Genomic DNA, 18262 nt, shown 5'->3' with positions numbered 1-18262 from the left:
CTCCGTAGGTCGGTCACTTGGCCCCCAGCGCGGTCCGCAGCGCCTTGAGGTTGGCCTCCATGACCTGGAAGTAGTCGTCGCCCTTGGACTTGTCGGTGATGCCTTCCAACGGGTCGAGGACGTCCGTCTTGAGGCCCGCGTCGTCGGCGAGGGTCTTCGCGGTCTTGTCGGAGACCAGTGTCTCGTAGAAGACGGTGGTGACCCCGTCGGCCTTGGCCTCCTCCTGGAGCTCCCTGATCCGGGCCGGGCTGGGCTCGCTCTCCGGGTCGAGGCCGGAGATGGCCTCCATGGTCAGGCCGTAGCGCTCGGCGAGGTAGGTGAAGGCGGCGTGGTTGGTGAAGAAGACCTTGGACTTGGTGTTCTTGAGCCCGTCCGCGAACTCGGTGTTCAGCCCGTCGAGCTTCTTGACCAGCGCCTCGGTGTTCTTCTTGTAGTCGGCCGCGTGGTCCGGGTCCGCCTTCTCGAAGGCGGCGCCGACGCCCTTGGCGACCTCGGCGTACTTCACCGGGTCCAGCCAGATGTGCGGGTCGCGGGCGTGCTCCTGCTCGGACTCCGCGTGCTCCTCCTCGCCACCGTGGCCGTGGTCGTCCTCGACGGCGCCGTGGTCCTCCAGCGTCGTCAGCGTGGCGGCGTCGATCGTCGTCTTCAGGCCCGCCTGCCCGATGGCCTCGTCGACGGACGGCTGGAGACCCTTCAGGTAGAGCGCCGCGTCGGACTCCTCCAGCTGCGCGGTCTGCTTGGCGCTGATCTCCAGGTCGTGCGGCTCCTGGCCGGGTTCGGTCAGACTGGAGACGTTGACATGGTCGCCGCCGATCTGCTCGGCGAGGAAGGCCATGGGGTAGAACGACGCGACGACGTCGAACTTGTCCGTGTTGCCTGCGGCCGCACTGTCCGAGGAGCAGGCGGAGAGCGTGCCGATACCGAGCGCGGTGACGGCCGTCAGAGCAAGCCCGGATATGTGATGTCGTCGTACGTTCATGACAGTCATTTTCAGCAAAGGTGGAAACGATTGTCAACAAGCGTGAGGGGCTGTCCACAGAGGGCTACCGATTTGGTTGAGGGGCCAGCCCCGCCGGTACCCTGAAGCATTCGCTGTGAAGCGCCTCGCTTCGTCGCCCGTCGTCGTAATGAAGAGAGCACCGTGGCCGCCGACAAGATCGACACCATCGTCAGCCTGAGCAAGCGCCGTGGCTTCGTATTTCCCTGCAGTGAGATCTACGGCGGTCAGCGTGCCGCATGGGATTACGGGCCGCTGGGTGTCGAGCTCAAGGAGAACCTCAAGCGCCAGTGGTGGCGCTACATGGTGACGTCGCGCGAGGACGTGGTCGGTATCGACTCGTCCGTGATCCTGGCCCCCGAGGTCTGGGTCGCCTCCGGCCACGTCGCCACCTTCACGGACCCGCTCACCGAGTGCACCTCCTGCCACAAGCGGTTCCGCGCGGACCACCTGGAGGAGGCGTACGAGGAGAAGAAGGGCCGCGCCCCGGAGAACGGCCTCGCCGACATCAACTGCCCCAACTGCGGCAACAAGGGCCAGTTCACCGAGCCCAAGCAGTTCTCGGGTCTGCTCTCGACGCACCTCGGCCCGACCCAGGACTCCGGTTCGATCGCCTACCTGCGCCCCGAGACCGCCCAGGGCATCTTCACCAACTTCGGTCAGGTGCAGACCACCTCGCGCCGCAAGCCGCCGTTCGGCATCGCGCAGATGGGCAAGTCCTTCCGCAACGAGATCACGCCCGGCAACTTCATCTTCCGCACCCGCGAGTTCGAGCAGATGGAGATGGAGTTCTTCGTCAAGCCGGGCGAGGACGAGAAGTGGCAGGAGTACTGGATGCAGGAGCGCTGGAACTGGTACACCGGCCTCGGTCTCCGTGAGGAGAACATGCGCTGGTACGAGCACCCGGCTGAGAAGCTCTCCCACTACTCCAAGCGCACCGCCGACATCGAGTACCGCTTCTCGTTCGGCGGCAGCGAGTGGGGCGAGCTGGAGGGCGTCGCCAACCGCACCGACTACGACCTGAACGCCCACTCCAAGGCCTCCGGCCAGGACCTCTCCTACTTCGACCAGGAGGCCGGCGAGCGCTGGACGCCGTACGTCATCGAGCCCGCGGCCGGTGTCGGCCGCGCGATGCTGGCGTTCCTGCTCGACGCGTACGTCGAGGACGAGGCGCCGAACGCCAAGGGCAAGATGGAGAAGCGGACGGTGCTGCGGCTCGACCCGCGTCTGGCGCCGGTGAAGGTCGCCGTGCTGCCGCTCTCGCGCAACCCGGAGCTCTCCCCGAAGGCCAAGGGCCTCGCGCAGGCGCTGCGGCAGAACTGGAACATCGAGTTCGACGACGCCGGTGCGATCGGGCGCCGCTACCGTCGCCAGGACGAGATCGGTACGCCGTTCTGCGTGACCGTCGACTTCGACACGCTGGACGACAATGCGGTGACCGTGCGTGAGCGGGACTCGATGAAGCAGGAGCGCGTGTCGCTGGACCAGATCGAGGGGTACCTCGCCGCGCGGCTGGTCGGTTGCTAGGTGTTGCCGGACCGCTGAGCGGGGCTGCTTCTGCCTTGCTTGGGTGATTCGCCTGCCGCGGGTTCGTCGTGGCTTGTCGCGCAGTTCCCCGCGCCCCTGAGGGGGTGCGGGGAACTCTGCGTTTGTGGGGTGCCGGTGATTGGTCCTCTTCGGGCGTGGGTGATTGGACCTGTTGGCGGGGTGCCCGTGGGCGGAAGGTGGCGGGCATGACCATCGCCTTCTTGTTGACCACCCTTGTCGTCGTCGCCACCCCCGGCACCGGCGTCGTTTACACCCTTGCTGCTGGGCTCTCCCGGGGACGGCGGGCCAGTGTTGTCGCCGCGCTCGGGTGCACGCTCGGGATCGTGCCGCATGTGCTGGCCACGGTGACCGGTCTGGCGGCGCTGCTGAATGCCAGCGCCGCTGCCTTCCAGGTCCTCAAGTACGCCGGTGTCGCCTATCTCCTCTACATGGCCTGGGCGACCGTGCGGGACAAGGACGCCATCGCCGTCGAGGAGGGCACCACCCCCAACTCGGCGCGGCAGGTGATCGTCCGGGCCGTGCTGATCAACATCCTCAATCCGAAGCTGACGATCTTCTTCTTCGCGTTCCTGCCGCAGTTCGTGAGCCCGCACGAGCCGCACGCGCTGGTGCGGATGCTGGCGTTGAGCGGCGTGTTCATGCTGGCGACGTTCCTGGTCTTCGCGGCGTACGGCGTCCTGGCGGCGTCCGTGCGCAGCCACGTCACCTCCCGGCCGAGGGTGATGACGTGGCTGCGGCGGAGCTTCGCGGGGTCGTTCGTGGCGCTGGGGGCGAAGCTCGCCCTCACGACCAAGTGAGCCTCAACGCCCCTGCAGGGACTTCACGTTGTCGCCGAACGTCCAGTTCTTCGAGCCGTCCCAGTTGAGCGACCAGGTCATCAGGCCCTTGAGAGACGTGCCGTAGTGGCGCCAGGCCTGGGCGACCAGGGACGGGGCCATGTAGCCGCCGCCCGCGCCGGACTGGGCGGGCAGGCCCGGGACCTGCTTGTCGTACGGGACCTTGATGGTCGTGCCCTGGATGACCAGGCCATTGTTGAGGCAGTCGGTCTGGGCGGTGAAGCCCTGGACGGTGCCGGCGGAGTAGGAGTCGCCGGAGCAGCCGTACATGCTGCCGTTGTAGTACTGCATGTTCAGCCACCACAGGCGGCCGTTGTCGGCGTACTTCTTGATGACCGGCAGGTAGGCGCCCCAGATCGAGCCGTAGGTGACGCTGCCCCCGGTGACGTACGCCGTCTCGGGAGCCATGGTGAGGCCGAAGTTCGACGGCATCCGGGCCAGGACCCCGTCGATGATGCGGATCAAGTTGGCCTGTGATGTGGAGAGTTGGCTGATGTTTCCGCTCCCGACCAGGCCCGTCTCGATGTCGATGTCGATGCCGTCGAAGTTGTATTTCTTCAGGATCGGGACGATCGTCGCGACGAAACGGTCCGCAACGGCGGTCGAGCTGAGGTCGATGCCGGCCGTCGCGCCGCCGATCGACAGCAGGATCGTCTGACCCGACGCCTTCGCCGCGCACATCTGCGCGGGCGTCGCCACCTTCACGCCCGTGTCCATGCCGTCCTCCCAGAGCGCGGTGCCGTCGGAGCGGATGACCGGGAAGGCCGCGTTGATCACGTTGTAGCCGTGGGCCGCGATGCGGGAGTCGGTGATGGGGGTCCAGCCGAAGGGCGGATGGACGCCGTTGGCGGCGCCGTCCCAGTTCTCCCAGTAGCCCTGGAGGACCTTTCCGGACGGCTTCGACTTCACGGCGCAGGTGTCGGCGGCCGAGGCGGGGGCGGCGACGGGGAGCTGGGTCAGACAGGCGGTCGCCAGGGCGGTGGCGAGCAGGCGCAGGGCGCGGCGGAGCATACGGGCCTCCCGGTGGGGGGTGCGGTGAGGTGTCGTAGGCATGACAGTGCTCGTGGTCCAGACCTCCCGTCAATAGGTCTGGACCATTCCGAAGCTCAGCCTGACAAGTATGGAATGACAGATATTGAAATCTGTCAGCTGTTAGGGCATGGTGGATGACATGACGATGCAAACTCGCTCCCTCGGAACCACCGGCCCCCAGGTCTCCGCCCTCGGCCTCGGCTGCATGGGCATGTCCGCGCTGTACGGCGACGCGGACCGGGCCGAGTCGATCGCGACCGTGCACGCCGCCTTGGAGGCCGGCGTGACCCTGCTCGACACCGGCGACTTCTACGCCATGGGCCACAACGAGATGCTGATCGGCGAGGCCCTGCGCGCCGCGCCCGCCGACCTGCGCGAACGGGCCCTGGTCAGCGTGAAGTTCGGCGCCCTGCGCGACCCGGACGGCGCCTGGGTCGGTTACGACGGCCGCCCCGCCGCCGTGAAGAACTTCGCCGCGTACTCACTGCAGCGCCTCGGCGTGGACCACATCGACGTGTACCGGATCGCCCGGCTCGACCCCGACGTACCGATCGAGGAGACGGTCGGCGCGATCGCGGAACTGATCGAGAAGGGGTACGTCCGCCACGTGGGCCTCAGCGAGGTCGGCGCCGACATCATTCGCCGGGCCGCCGCGACCGCGCCGATCGCCGACCTGCAGATCGAGTACTCCCTGATCTCCCGCGGCATCGAGGAGTCGGTCCTGCCGACCACCCGTGAGCTGGGGATCTCCATCACCGCGTACGGCGTGCTGTCCCGCGGTCTGATCTCCGGCCACTTCACCCCGGACCGGCAACTCGCGGCGAACGACTTCCGCGCCCACTCGCCCCGCTTCCAGGGCGAGAACCTCCAGCACAACCTGACGCTGGTCGAGGCGCTGCGGAAGATCGCCGAGCAGAAGGGCGTCTCCGTCGCCCAGATCGCCATCGCCTGGGTGCTCTCCCGCGGCGACGACATCGTGCCGCTCGTCGGTGCCCGCACCCGGGAGCGGCTCACCGAGTCGCTGGGCGCGCTCGACGTCACGCTGGACGCGGCGGACCTGACGGCGATCGAGGAGGCGGTGCCGGCGGACGCGGCGGCGGGCGACCGCTACCCGGCCGCGCAGATGGCGCACCTGGGCAGCAAGTAGTGGCTCCGGCGCCGGGCCCCGGGCCAGGTACGGTCTAGGGCATGTCGCAGACGCCCACGACCCTGACCGCCGAGCGCATCCTCGAAGCGACAGAGGAGGTGCTGCGCCGCCACGGACCGGCCAAGGCCACCGTGGTCGACGTGGCCCGCGCGCTCGGCGTCAGCCATGGCAGCGTCTACCGGCACTTCCGTACCAAGGCGGCGCTGCGGGAGGCGGTGACGAAGAGGTGGCTGGACCGGACGACGGAGGTCCTGGCCGCCATCGTCGCCGCCCCTGACCTGGATCCGGAGACACGGGTGCGCGAGTGGCTCGCGGCGCTGTTCGCCGCCAAGCGCCGCAAGGCCTTCGACGACCCGGAGCTCTTCGCCACGTACTCGGTGCTGACCACCGAGACCGCGGAGACGGTCGTCGGCGAGCACGTCGCCGAACTCACCGGCCAGCTGACGCAGATCGTCCGCGCGGGCGCCGACGCGGGCGCCTTCGCCGCGGAGGACCCCGCCACCACGGCTTTCGCCCTCTTCCGGGCGACCGACCGGTTCCACGACCCGCACTACGCAGGCGAGTGGGTACGGCCCGGTGTGGACGGGGAGTTCGAGGCCGTGGTGGACCTGCTGATCCGGGGACTGCGGGCGCGAGGCTGAACCGTCACAGGCGGTCGAGCCGTGTGGTCGCGCGCCCGAGGTAGGTGACCGGACCCGGGTCCGGGACGTCGATCTCGTGGAAACCGAGGCGGTCGTAGAAGGCCCTGGCCGGGGCGTTGGCCGTGACCATCGAGAGGTGCACGGCCGGAACTCCCTTCTCCCGCAGCGCCGTCAGCAGGGTGCGCAGCAGGGCGCGGCCGTGCCCCCGGCCCTGCCAATCGGGGAGCACATCGATGTGCAGGTGGGCCGGGTAGGCCGCGACCTGCGGGACGAGCATGCGCTCCGGGTGGTGCAGGAGATGGACCAGCTGCTCGTCCGGGGTGGCCGGGGTGCCGGGCGGCTCGGGGTGCCGGGCGGCGACCAGAGGGAGCCACTCGGTGCGGAAGGCCGCCACGAAACCGGGCGTGTCCGCGGTGCCGAGGACGTAGCCGACCGCCCGGCCCGCCCCGTCGTCCAGGACGAACGCGAGGTCCGGTTCCAGAGCGACGTAGGGAAGCGCAAAGGTCGCCGGGAAGATGCCCGGGTCCCGGTAGTACGGCCGACTGTCGCCGCCCTCGTGGGCCGTGCGGACGCAGATGTCCTCGACGGCCTCCCGGTCCTCGGGACGACAGGGGCGGACGTGGGTCATCGGTCCGGTTGGTTGCCGGCCGGGTCCACGGTCGCCTGGTGCGCCTCCGCCAGGTGTTCCTCCGCCTTCAGCCAGGGCAGGAACTGCGTGCTCTTGCGCCAGCCGCAGGTGTCGCATCTGATCGAGCGCTGCGCGCCTTTGCGCTGTACCCGTACGACGTGCTCGCGCCCGTGGTGGTCCCAGCGGCTCACCTTGCTCTGGTTGATCTCCAGCATGACGCCTCCAGCGTCCCGGGACATCGAGTCTGCGTGTGCGCCCTCGCGCAGCAAGGAGTGTGCAGCAAGACCAACATCAACAGGGACACTTTCCCGGTGCGTTGACCAACCTGTGGCCACACCCTCACAACTCGCTCAGCCGATCGTGCGCGGCAGACGCAGGCTGAGCAGGCCTGTCAGCACCACTCCGGCCAACTGGACCAGGAGCGTGGTGACCAGGGCGTCGCCCATGCCCATCGTGGACGCCAGGGAGAGGAAGAGCGTGCCCAGCGTCGCCACACCCAGGGCCAGCGACGACTGCTGGGTCGTGATCATCACGCCACTGCCGACACCCGCCCTCGCGGTCGGCACCTCGGAGAGCACGATCCGGAAGATGACGGGGAGTTGGAGGGCCTGCCCCGCACCGGCGACCGCCGCGCCCGGCAGCAGCTCGACGAAGCCGAAGTCCGGCCAGAAGCGCCAGGCGGCCAGCGCCATCAGGGCCACGCCCGCTCCCTGGATCACCGCACCGGCGGTCACGACGCGGGTGCCGTGACGGGCGACCAGCCGGGGGCCGGCCAGTGAGACGAAGAAGAACACCACCGCCATCGGGACGAGAGCCACTCCCGCCGCGACCGGGCCGAGGCCCGCGCCCTGCTGCAACGCCACCGCGATCACGAACATGAAGCCGCTGAAGCCGATCGAGAACGGCACGATCATCACCAGGCCGCGCCGCAGGGACGTGAGCGCGAACAGGCTCGGCGGTACCAGCGGAGTGCGCCCCGCCCGGTCCGCCCTGCGCTCCACCGCGTAGAAGGCCGCCGCCACGAACGGGAACGCCGCCAGCGACAGCCACGTCCACAGCGGCCAGCCCGCCGCCCGGCCCTCGGTGAGCGGGACCAGCAGCGCCAGGAGGGAGACGGCGAGCAGGACCGTGCCGGGTCCGTCCAGCGGCTCGGGGCGCTGGGAGCGGGTCTCCGGGACCGCGCGGGCGGCCAGGAAGAGGCCGACGAGGACGACGGGGACGTTGACCAGGAAGACCGAGCGCCAGCCGGTGCCCGCGATGTCGGCGGCGACGAGCACACCGCCGAGGATCTGCCCGGCCACCATCGAAAGGCCGGCCGTCGCGCCGTACAGGCCCATGGCCTTCGCACGGCGCTGACCGCTGGTGGCCGCCTGAATGGTGGCCAGTACCTGCGGCAGCATCGCCGCCGACGCCGCGCCCTGCGCGACCCGCGCCGCGACGAGCGTCCACGCGCTGGGCGCGAGGCCGCACGCCAGCGAGGTCAGCCCGAACGCCGCCATGCCGCCCAGGAAGAGCCGCCGCCGGCCGAACAGGTCACCGAGCCGCCCGCCGAGGACGAGCAGCACGGCGTACGCCAACCCGTAGCCCGCGACGACGAGTTCGAGCACGGCCTCGCTCGCCGCGAGGTCGTGGCCGATGGTGGGCAGAGCCACGTTGACGATGAAGAAGTCGATGAGGGGAAGCGCCGCGCCCAGCAGCACCGTGAAGAGCCCGAGGCCGCCGAGCGAGGGTGGTGACGCGGTCGTCCGGGCCTTGTGCGCAGTGATGGTTTCGGTCACGGTTACGAGACTGCGGCCGTTGCGAGAGTGGTACCAGAGTGTCCTTATCCTGGTAGAAGAACCACCTGGAAACAGGGTCCGGGCGGCGGCAGGCTGGAGGCATGACGACGATGGCCCAGGAGACGGTCCCCCCGACCCCGCTCGCCCGAACCGCCTCGGCGGTCCGGCGCCACGAACTCGCCGAATTCCTGCGCCACCGTCGCGAGCACATCACCCCCGAGCAGGTCGGCCTGCCCCGCGGCAGCCGACGCCGCACCCCTGGCCTGCGCCGCGAGGAGGTCGCCCAGCTCTCGGCGGTCGGCGTCACCTGGTACACCTGGTTGGAACAGGCACGCGACATCCAGGTCTCGGTCCAGGTCCTCGACGCCCTCGCCCGCACCCTGATGCTCGACCCCAGCGAGCGCTCCCACATCTTCCAGCTGGCCGGGGCGGTGGATCCGACGCCGGCGACGACCTGCCCTTCGGTGACCCCCGCGATGCGTGCCGTCCTGGAGCAACTGGAGCCGTACCCGGCCTGCCTGCAGAACAGCCGCTACGACATCCTCGCCCACAACCGCACCTACGGTCTGCTGCTCTGCGACTTGGAGGCGGTGCCGCCCGAGGACCGCAACTGCTTGATCCTTTCGTACACGCACGAGGAGTGGCAGTCGTCGATCGTGCACCTGGAGGAGGCCCAACGTCTCATGGCCGCCCGCTTCCGCGCCGCAATGGCCGGCCATCTCGCCGAGCCCGCCTGGAAGATGCTGCTGAAGAGGCTGCGTACGGAGTCCCCGGAGTTCTGCGAGGTCTGGGACCGCCACGAGGTGGTGGCCCACCGCAGCAAGCGCAAGGAGTTCCTCAACCGGCATGTGGGGCGGGTGGTCGTCGACCACACGGACCTGTGGCTGAGCCCGGAGGTGGGGCCGAGGATGGTGACGTACGTGCCCGCGGACGAGGAATCGAGGGTGCGTTTGGAGAAGCTGCACGAAATCGCCCTCTCAGGGGCGCGACCAGCCCCCACCGGCCGTTAGCCGTCGAACTACGCACTGACGCGAGACGCGTCGCGAACCTCCGCCGACTGCAGCCGCTCAGCCGTACGTTCAGCGGTACGCCGAGCCCACGGCCCACTGGTCAACGCCCCCACCACAAGGACCAGCAGCCCGCACCCGGTGATGATCCACCACCCGGGCCCGGCGGCTGACACGAACGTCTCGCGGTACGACGCCGCCCCCACCCCGGAGGCCAACACCGCCCCGACCACGGCAACGCCCAGCGTCTGCCCCATCTGACGGCTCGTGGAGGCCACGGCGGCCGCGACCCCGGCCTGCGCACGCGGCATTCCCGAGACCGCCGTATTGGTGATCGGTGCGTTGACGAACCCGAATCCGACGCCGAACAGTGCGTACCCGAGCAGCAGCGTGACATTGGACGTCTCGGCCTCGAACACGGCGAACAGCGCTGCGCTGCCGGTCATCGCGACACCCGCGACCACCAGCGACAGCCGCGGCCCCCGACTGCCGACCAGCCGCCCGGACAGCGGCGCGCACAGGAACATCGGCATGGCCATCGGCAGCATCCACAGGCCCGCGTGCAGGGCGTTCAGGCCGCGTACGTTCTGGAGGTACAGCGTCGACAGGAACAGGAATCCGCCCAGCGCGGCGAACGCGCCGATCGCGATCACCGTCGCCCCACTGAACGGCGCCGACCTGAAGAACCGCAGGTCGATGAGGGGCTCGGCGCGGCGCGGCTCGTACCACAGGAGACCCAGGAGAGCCGCGAGCGCCAGCGCCGCGAACGGCAGGACCGACGAGAACCCGGCGTTCGGGGCCTCGATGATCGCGTACGTCAGTGAGCCGAACAGCGCGATCACCAGGATCTGGCCGACCGGGTCGAGGCGGCGGGCCTTGGGGGCCCGGGACTCGGGGACGAAGCGGAGGGTGAGGAGGAGGGCGGCCAGGCCCACCGGCAGGTTGACCCAGAAGATCGCGCGCCAGTCCACCGCGTCCACGAGCAGGCCTCCGACCAGGGGTCCCGCGGCCATCGAGATGCCGACGACCCCGCCCCAGACCCCGATCGCCCGGGCGCGTTCGCGTGGGTCCGTGAAGGTGTTGGTGATGATCGACATCGCGACCGGGTTGAGCATCGAGCCGCCCACGGCCTGCACCATCCGGAAGACGATCAGCGAGTCGAGGGTGGGTGCGACGGAGCACAGCGCCGAACCGATGGTGAAAAGGACCAGGCCGGTCATGAAGACGCGCTTGCGGCCGATCCGGTCCGCCGTGGAGCCGGCCAGCATCAGCAGGGAGGCCAGGACGAGTGTGTAGGCGTCGATCGTCCACTGCAGACCCGAGGTGCTCGCGCCGAGGTCGCGCTGCATCGAGGGCAGGGAGACGTTGAGGGCCGTGGTGTCGAGGCTCACGATCAGCAGGCTCATGCAGCAGATCGCAAGGACCAGCACTCGGCGGCGTGGGCTGAGCTCCGGCATCCTTGAATAGTACGCCTAACTAATGAATTTCGCCGCACCCGGTCCGGTACGTGAGAATGGGTGGATGTCCATGACCGCCTCGCCCGTTGTCACGCCCGTCGTCCCGCCCCTGCCGATCGGTCCGCACACCGTGCAGCCGCCCGTCGTCCTGGCCCCGATGGCCGGGATCACGAACGCGCCCTTCCGCACGCTGTGCAGGGAGTTCAGCGGTGGCAAGGGGCTGTTCGTCAGCGAGATGATCACGACCCGGGCGCTGGTCGAGCGCAACGAGAAGACCATGCAGCTGATCCACTTCGACGCGACCGAGAAGCCGCGCTCGATCCAGCTGTACGGCGTCGACCCGATCACCGTCGGCAAGGCCGTCCGCATGATCGCGGAGGAGGGCCTGGCCGACCACATAGACCTGAACTTCGGATGCCCGGTGCCGAAGGTGACGCGCAAGGGCGGCGGCTCCGCGCTGCCGTACAAGCGGAACCTGCTGCGGGCGATCCTGCGGGAGGCGGTCAGCGGGGCGGGTGACCTGCCGGTCACGATGAAGATGCGCAAGGGCATCGACGACGATCACATCACCTACCTCGACGCCGGCCGGATCGCCGTCGAGGAGGGCGTGACGGCCATCGCCCTGCACGGCCGTACGGCTGCCCAGCACTACGGCGGCACCGCCGACTGGGACGCCATCGCGCGGCTGAAGGAGCACGTGCCGGAGATCCCGGTGCTCGGCAACGGCGACATCTGGTCGGCCGAGGACGCGGTGCGGATGGTGCGGGAGACCGGGTGCGACGGGGTGGTCGTCGGGCGTGGGTGCCTGGGGCGGCCCTGGCTGTTCGCCGATCTGGTCGCGGCCTTCGAGGGGCGTACGGAGGCCGTCGCGCGGCCCGGCCTGCGCGAGGTCGCCGACGTCATGGTCCGGCATGCCACGCTGCTGGGTGAGTGGATCGGGGACGAGGCGCGTGGCGTCATCGACTTCCGCAAGCACGTCGCCTGGTATCTGAAGGGCTTCGCGGTCGGCTCCGAGATGCGCAAGCGGCTCGCCGTCACGTCGTCGCTCGAGGAACTCCGGTCCGGGCTGGACGAGCTGGACCTCGACCAGCCCTGGCCGACCGGTGCCGACGGGCCCCGTGGCCGTACGTCCGGCAACAACCGGGTGGTGCTGCCGGACGGCTGGCTGAAGGACCCGTACGACTGCGCGGGTGTGGGCGAGGACGCGGAGTTGGACACGTCCGGGGGCTGAACGCTGCGGACGCGGCCTAGTCCGAGGCGTGCGGTGTCGAGCCGTACGCCGTCAGGAAGCGGTCCCGGAAGGCGCTCATCTTCCAGACCGGGGCGTCCTTGGCGGGCTCGATGCCGTCCGTCCAGTTCCAGTCGGCGATCCTGTCGAGGACCTTGGGGTCCTTGGCGACGACGGAGATCGGTACGTCACGGCCGGCGTGGTTGCCGCTGACGCGGGCCATCGGCTGGTGGTCGCCGAGGAAGACGAGGACGGTGTCGTCGGTGCCGTAGCGCTCCATCCACTGCGTGAGGCTGGTCAGCGAGTACTCGACGGACTTGCCGTACTCCTCACGGGACTTCGTGGTGTCGGTGAGGACGTCCCCCGCCTTCTTACCGGCCTTCTGGATCGGGTCGAAGACCGAGCCGTCGCCCAGATCGTCCCAGTCGACCATCTTCGGCAGCGGGGCCCAGGGCTGGTGGCTGGAGGTCAGGATGACGAAGGACATCAGCGGCTTGTCGCGCTTCTTGCCGTGGATCTGGCGCTGGAAGGCCTCCAGGGCGTACTGGTCGGGCATCGTCGACCAGCTGAACTTCGGTCCCTTGTAGCCCAGTTGCCAGGCGTTGTACAGCCTGTCGAGGCCGTACCACTTCGACTCCGGCCAGCCCTTCTGCACGCCGGGCATGACCCCGACCGTGTCCCAGGCGCCGGTCTTCTGGAACGCCTTGGTGAGGGTGAGGTGCTCGCCGGCGGTGACGGTGCGGTAGCGCCGCTGGTTGTCGATCCACAGGCCCGACATGGTCGTGGAGTGGCCGAGCCAGCTGCTGCCGCCGAACGTCGCCGAGGTCAGCCAGCCGCTCTTCGCGTGGAAGCCCGCCTCGGCCAGGGCCTCGTTGCTCGCGTCCAGGGTCCTGCCGACGCCGGGGGCCGTGACCGGGTCCTCGATGGCGCTGCGGCCGTAGCTCTCGATGAACGTGAAGACGACGTCCTTGCCGCGCAGGTCCGGCAGGAGTTGGTCGGGGGGCGTGTTGCCGAAGGTGTCGGCCTTGGCCTCCTCGGCGAAGCGGGCCTCGTCCTGGAGAGAGTCCACCGTCCGCTGGGCGTGGGTCCTGAAGGCGCCGGCCGCGTGGTCGGACGCGATCGGCATGCCGAAGGCCTGGAGGTTGAGTGCGGTGCAGGTGATCCACACCGTGCCGGCCATGAGCGCGCCCTGGGTGGCCCTTGCCTTGTGCAGGGCGAGCAGGGTGCTGAGCCGGATCGTTGCGGCTGCCATGAGGGCCATCAGCAGCAGGATCAGGATCACGCCGCCCACTGCCGCACCGGTGGCCACGGCGCCGCCCATCGTGTCGGCGACGTACGACTGGGCGTCCGGGAGGAGGTCCCAGTCGAGGGCGGCGTTGAAGCCGCGGCCGAGGTATTCGTTGAAGCCCATGTCGAGAAGGTTCAGCACGGTGAGTACGGCGAGGCCGATGCCGTAGAGCGTGGCCGCGGCCATGCGTGGGCGGCGGGGGAGGGCGAGCAGCACGACCGCGCCGATGATCGCCTCCGCGGGGATGCGGGTGAACCTGTTCGGCTGCAGGGCGGGGAGGGTGTTGGGGAGGAGGAGGGCGCCGAGGATCAGGGCGGTGGCGAGGGTGGTGGCCGTCCAGTGGAGGGTTCGCCTGATCTTGAGGGCGCGGGTGGTTGCGGGCTTCGCCTCGGGCTCGGCTTCGCCTTCGCCTTCGCCCGGGTTGTTGCCACCCGCACCACCCGTGCCGCGTTCGTCGCCGGGTGCGGGTGGCCCCTGTGGAGGGTCCTCGCCGTCGGCGGCCGCGGGTTCCTGGGGGAGGGGTGCGGCTTCGTCGGAGGGGGCGGGGGGCTCCCGCAGTGCGTCCTCGCTGTTGGTGGTCGTGGTCTTGTGGGACGGCGTGGGGGGGTCGTGCGGGGTGGCCTCGCTGTCGGTGGTCGTGGTCTCGGTGGTCGCGTTCTCGTCGGTCGTGTTCTCGTCGGTGGGGGCGGGGGGCTTCTGTGTCGCGTCCTCGCACTTTGCGGACGCGGTCTCGCTGGTGGATGCAGGAGGGGGCTGCGGGGAGGCCCCGTCGGTTGCCGTCGCGGGGGGCTCGCTGGGGGCGGCCGTCTCGTCGGGCAAGTTGTTCTTCTTGCCGGGCAGCTGACGTAGGCGCGTGAAGACAGGCACCCGAAGGTCCTTCCGTGCGAGGCCCCTGGTGGAGTGGTGCGGCGGGCCTCGCTGGGGAGGCTGGGGGCCCGCCGTCATCCCGTACGGTCGGCCCCCGGCCGGTGTTCAGCTCCAGTGCCCCAGCGCTCGGCAAACGCTGGGCAAACGGCAGGCCAACAGGCCCGCGGCAGCCCGTCTACGCCCCGCCCACCGCCGTCAGCAGCGCCAGCGGGGCCGCCGCCGAGCGGGACTCGCGTACGCAGGCGTGCGGGTACGGCACGGGTTCCGCGTGGGTGTCGCGGCCGTAGCCCGCGAGGACCTCCGGGAGGCGGTGGCCGGTGGTCGTCGCCGCGTCGACCAGGGCGTGGGCCACCGCGCGGGCCTCGTCGTGCAGGCCGTAGCGGGCCAGGCCCAGGGTGATCAGCGCGTTGTCGTGCGGCCAGACCGACCCCCGGTGGTAGGAGAGCGGGTGGTACGCCCCCTGGCCTGAGGCCAGCGTGCGCACTCCCCAGCCCGAGAAGAAGTCCGGCTCCAGGAGGCGGCGGCCCACCGCCTCGCCGTACTCCTTGTCCAGCAGCCCGGACCACAGGAGATGACCGGCGTCCGACGCCAGCGCGTCTACCTGGCGGCCCCCGCCGTCCAGCGCCAGCGCGGGGAAAGAGCGCTCCGGCATCCAGAAGTCCCGCTGAAAACGGTCACGGAGGTCGCCCGCAGCCTGTTCCAGGAGGGCCGCGTAGGTCTCGTCCTGCCACGCCGTGCGGGCCAGCCACGCCGTGCGGCGCAGGGCGTCGTACGCATAGCCCTGGGCGCCCGCCGCCATCACGGGGCCGCCGGGCCGGGTGCCGTCGGCCGAGCAGATGGCGCCGGGGGAGTCCTTCCAGTTCTGGTTGGCGAGGCCGCCCTGGTCGGCGCGGTAGACCAGGTAGCCGCGGGAGGTCAGCCCACCGTGGTCCAGCATCCAGCCGATCGCCGCGCGGGCGTGGGGCTCCAGGGCGCGGGCCATGGCCGTGTCGCCGGTCTGTTCCACGTACGCGCCGAGGAGGACCAGGAACAGCGGGGTCGCGTCCACCGAGCCGTAGTAGCGGCCGTACGGCACCTGCCCGAAGTGCGCCAGCTCGCCGTGTCGCACCTCGTGCACGATCTTGCCGGGCTGGGCGACGGACTCGGGGACCGTCTCCGTCGCCTGGGTCGCGGCCAGTGCGGGGAGGGTGGCGGCGGCCAGGCGGGGGCGGTAGGGGAGGGCGAAGAGCGAGGTGAGGAGTGCGTCGCGGCCGAGGAGGGTCAGGAACCAGGGGGCGCCGGCCGCGGGGACGCGCAGTTCCTCGCCGTCCGGGCCCGTCGCCGGGACCTGGAGCGCGGCCAGGTCGGCCAGGCCCCGGGCGCAGGCGGCGGCCAGTTCGGGCCAGCCGGTCGGGAAGGCCACGCCTTCCGCGAACTCGCCCTCCAGGGACAGGAGTTGGGCGGACAGGGCCGCGGGGGATCGGGGGACGCGCAGTGCGCGTTTGTCGCCGTGGGGGCGGGCCATCACCCGGAGGGTCAGCTCCGCCGTGGCGTGCGGGTCGAGCTCGAGGGTCCAGACCAGGCGCCGGGCGCCGGTGCCGGTCTCCTCCACGCCGTCGGGTGCGGGCTCGGCCGTCACGGTCGTGATCGAACGCCATTCGCCTCGCTGGTACGCGAACTCCACACCGTGGTCCAGGACTTGGCGTGAGCGGGTGGCGCCGGTCTTGGCGTACGTGCGGTGGTCGGAGCGCAGCTCGAACTGGTCGGTGAAGTCGGCGTCGGCGGTGATCGCCAGGCGGATCGTCGTCGGCACCGGGCGGTTGCTGGTCACGCGCAGGGACTCGATGAACGAGCCGTCCCCGACGGCCTGTTCGCGGAAGAGCGTGTAGGCCGCAGGCTCGTTGCGGCCGCCGCGCGGGACCAGGACACAGCGGGCCGTGTCCCCGTCGGCGACCGGGGAGAGCGCCTCGGGCACCGCGCCGTCCACGGTGAGCTGCCAGCGGCTCAGATGCCGGGCGTCGCGTACGAATAACCCCTCCGGGGAACCAGCGGCCCGTACGCCGCTGATGTCCCCGCCGTCGCCCACGGCGGCGAACGTCCCTCCGTGCACGAGCAGATGATGGCGGTCCGTCATCCCCGGTCCCCTCCCTTGAGTTTCCTGACGGCGTTCTTGTCCCACGCGGGGTGGTCGTGCAGCAGGTCGAGCGCGAGCGCGGCGGTCCAGCTGAAGCCGGTGGCTCCGCAGGCGTCGCCGGTGTACGGGCTCACGTACTCGGCGAACCCGGAGGCGTCGGCGGTGTGCAGGATCGCCCTGCGCAGGGCGTCGGCCCGGCCGCGCTCGCCGTGCAGCCGGAGCCCGCGCTCCAGCAGCCAGCTCGTGTTGAACCAGGCCGGGCCCCGCCAGTAGCGGTGCGGTTCGAAGGCCTCGCCCAAAAGGTCGTAGCTCGGCACGAGGCGCGTCGTGCCGCCGAGGCCGAAGTGCGGTCCGCCCAGCGTCCGCACCAGCGCGGCGGCGATGTCGCTGGGGAGGGCGGGCAGGAGGAGGGGGACGAGGCCGGAGACGCTGCGCTCGCGGATCAGCTCCCCGTCCGACGGGCCGTCACTCCGCCCTACGCCCAGGCCGTTGCTCCGCGCCACGCCCTGTGCGTCGCTCTGCCCTACGCCCTGTGCGTTGCTCCGCGCCGTGCCCTGGCCGTTGCTCTGCCCTACGCCCTGTGTGTCGCTCCGGGCCACGCCCTGGCCGTTGCTCCGCCCCACGCCCCGTGCGTCGCTCTGCCCCTCGCTCCGCACGTCCCGGCAGAAGAACATGCCCTCCGCCGGGTCCCACAGTCGCTCGACCAGCGCCACCGTGAGCCGCTCGGCGCGCGCGTGCCGGGCCGTGCCCGTCGCGCCCAGCTCCCGGGCGATCTCTGCCAGCGCGTGCTCGGAGGCGATGAGCAGGGCGTTGAAGGCGGGGTCCTCGACCGCGAAGTCCCCGCCGCCGTCCGCGTACCCGCCGTCGCGGTAGTCCGTCGCCAGCCGCACATACCGCCCGTAGTCCAGATCCGTCGGCCGGTCCTCGGCCGCTCCGTGGTCGAGGTCGGCGCGGCGGAAGGAGCGGGCCGGGGCCGGGGCGATCCGGGAGAGCGGGGCGTCCCAGCAGGGGCTGTTGTCCATACCCTGTTCCCAGGGGTGCACGACGGACGCGAGGCCGCCTGCGCCGAGGTCGCGCCGGTGCAGCAGATAGCGGTGCCACGCGGCGAGGCGGGGATAGATCCGGGTGAGGAAGCCGCGCGCCCGGGACAGTCCCGGGTCGGCGCGGTGCACCAGCCAGGCCGCCAGCGCGTGCACCGGTGGTTGCACGATGCCGGAGGTCTGAACGGTGCGCGGGGCGCCCGCAGCGTGCCCCGCGGTCGAGGAGCGCCAGAAGTCGGGGCTCGGGAAGTAGGCGTCGAGCGGCACGGAGGGGTTGAAGACGATGTGCGGGATCCGCCCGTCACCCCACTGGGCGTCGAGCAGCGTCTCCAGCTCCGTCTGGGCCCGCAGCGGTGAGACGTGCCTCAGGCCGATCGCGATGAACGCCGAGTCCCAGGACCACTGGTGGGGATACAGGCTGTGCGAGGGCACCGTCGAGGTGCCCGTCCAATTGTCGTCCAGCACCCGGGCGGCCCTGACGTGCAGCGTATCCGCCGCGGGAGGCGGATCGTATGCAATGTCACGCGCCACGGGACGGGCTGTGAGCTGGGCAGTGCGATCCACTCGGGGCTCCCCGAAAGACGTCCGGCCGACCGGTTCGGTCATGGCTACCGTAGAGTTACGTCTATTTAACACGCAAAACCCAATATGTAAT

The 18262-nt window shown here is 70.5% G+C and carries 15 protein-coding genes; 6 read left to right on the top strand and 9 right to left on the bottom strand.

The features are described 5' to 3' along the window. Window positions 1-13 precede the first annotated feature (13 nt). Entirely contained in the window at window positions 14-979 is a 966-nt protein-coding gene (locus ACFY5C_RS12805) for a metal ABC transporter substrate-binding protein (RefSeq protein WP_389443736.1), read from the bottom strand. A gap of 162 nt (window positions 980-1141) precedes the next feature. Here ACFY5C_RS12805 and ACFY5C_RS12800 point away from each other — a divergent pair, with 162 nt between their 5' ends. After that, complete coding sequence (locus ACFY5C_RS12800) at window positions 1142-2524, top strand: glycine--tRNA ligase (RefSeq protein ID WP_389443734.1); 1383 nt, start codon at window positions 1142-1144, stop codon at window positions 2522-2524. A gap of 206 nt (window positions 2525-2730) precedes the next feature. After that, window positions 2731-3342, top strand: coding sequence for a LysE family translocator (locus ACFY5C_RS12795; protein WP_389443732.1), 612 nt, complete (start codon window positions 2731-2733; stop codon window positions 3340-3342). Window positions 3343-3345: 3 nt separating this feature from the next. On the opposite strand, the gene ACFY5C_RS12790 is transcribed toward ACFY5C_RS12795, so the two are convergent. Then, window positions 3346-4392: a chitinase gene (locus ACFY5C_RS12790; protein WP_389443730.1), complete on the bottom strand. Its 1047-nt coding sequence runs from the start codon at window positions 4390-4392 to the stop codon at window positions 3346-3348. A gap of 160 nt (window positions 4393-4552) precedes the next feature. Here ACFY5C_RS12790 and ACFY5C_RS12785 point away from each other — a divergent pair, with 160 nt between their 5' ends. Then, on the top strand, window positions 4553-5560 hold the full coding sequence (locus ACFY5C_RS12785; RefSeq protein ID WP_389443728.1) for an aldo/keto reductase: 1008 nt from the start codon (window positions 4553-4555) through the stop codon (window positions 5558-5560). Between the two features lie 41 nt (window positions 5561-5601). Continuing rightward, window positions 5602-6201, top strand: a complete 600-nt coding sequence (locus ACFY5C_RS12780) for a TetR family transcriptional regulator (protein ID WP_389443726.1) — start codon at window positions 5602-5604, stop codon at window positions 6199-6201. 4 nt (window positions 6202-6205) lie between these two features. Here ACFY5C_RS12780 and ACFY5C_RS12775 read toward each other — a convergent pair whose 3' ends face one another. The 3 genes from ACFY5C_RS12775 to ACFY5C_RS12765 form a co-directional block, all read right to left on the bottom strand. Further along, window positions 6206-6829 carry a GNAT family N-acetyltransferase gene (locus ACFY5C_RS12775; RefSeq protein WP_389443724.1) on the bottom strand — a complete coding sequence of 208 codons (624 nt, stop codon included), beginning with the start codon at window positions 6827-6829 and terminating at the stop codon, window positions 6206-6208. After that, window positions 6826-7044 (bottom strand): hypothetical protein, encoded by a 219-nt coding sequence (locus tag ACFY5C_RS12770; protein WP_389444126.1) that lies wholly within the window; start codon window positions 7042-7044, stop codon window positions 6826-6828. The genes ACFY5C_RS12775 and ACFY5C_RS12770 overlap by 4 nt, the downstream gene beginning before the upstream one ends. 135 nt (window positions 7045-7179) lie before the next feature. Further along, window positions 7180-8607 (bottom strand): MFS transporter, encoded by a 1428-nt coding sequence (locus ACFY5C_RS12765; protein WP_389443722.1) that lies wholly within the window; start codon window positions 8605-8607, stop codon window positions 7180-7182. A 101-nt stretch (window positions 8608-8708) separates the two neighbouring features. Here ACFY5C_RS12765 and ACFY5C_RS12760 point away from each other — a divergent pair, with 101 nt between their 5' ends. Further along, window positions 8709-9617 carry a helix-turn-helix transcriptional regulator gene (locus ACFY5C_RS12760; RefSeq protein WP_389443720.1) on the top strand — a complete coding sequence of 303 codons (909 nt, stop codon included), beginning with the start codon at window positions 8709-8711 and terminating at the stop codon, window positions 9615-9617. Between the two features lie 8 nt (window positions 9618-9625). On the opposite strand, the gene ACFY5C_RS12755 is transcribed toward ACFY5C_RS12760, so the two are convergent. Next, window positions 9626-11071 (bottom strand): MFS transporter, encoded by a 1446-nt coding sequence (locus ACFY5C_RS12755; RefSeq protein ID WP_389443718.1) that lies wholly within the window; start codon window positions 11069-11071, stop codon window positions 9626-9628. Window positions 11072-11135: 64 nt separating this feature from the next. Here ACFY5C_RS12755 and dusB point away from each other — a divergent pair, with 64 nt between their 5' ends. Beyond that, on the top strand, window positions 11136-12302 hold the full coding sequence (gene dusB, locus ACFY5C_RS12750; protein WP_389443716.1) for a tRNA dihydrouridine synthase DusB: 1167 nt from the start codon (window positions 11136-11138) through the stop codon (window positions 12300-12302). A gap of 16 nt (window positions 12303-12318) precedes the next feature. On the opposite strand, the gene ACFY5C_RS12745 is transcribed toward dusB, so the two are convergent. The 3 genes from ACFY5C_RS12745 to ACFY5C_RS12735 form a co-directional block, all read right to left on the bottom strand. Beyond that, the gene (locus ACFY5C_RS12745) at window positions 12319-14454 is read right to left on the bottom strand and encodes a sulfatase-like hydrolase/transferase (protein ID WP_389443714.1); all 2136 of its coding nucleotides are present in this window, start codon (window positions 14452-14454) and stop codon (window positions 12319-12321) included. A 175-nt stretch (window positions 14455-14629) separates the two neighbouring features. Further along, a complete protein-coding gene (locus ACFY5C_RS12740) occupies window positions 14630-16567 on the bottom strand; it encodes a glycogen debranching N-terminal domain-containing protein (RefSeq protein WP_389443712.1) in 1938 nt (645 codons plus the stop codon). Next, window positions 16564-18171, bottom strand: coding sequence for a hypothetical protein (locus tag ACFY5C_RS12735; RefSeq protein WP_389443710.1), 1608 nt, complete (start codon window positions 18169-18171; stop codon window positions 16564-16566). The genes ACFY5C_RS12740 and ACFY5C_RS12735 overlap by 4 nt, the downstream gene beginning before the upstream one ends. Window positions 18172-18262 lie beyond the last annotated feature (91 nt).

The sequence above is a fragment of the Streptomyces sp. NPDC012935 genome (assembly GCF_042900345.1).
Taxonomy (GTDB): Bacteria; Actinomycetota; Actinomycetes; order Streptomycetales; family Streptomycetaceae; genus Streptomyces.
This window is presented reverse-complemented; position numbering and strand designations above follow the sequence as displayed.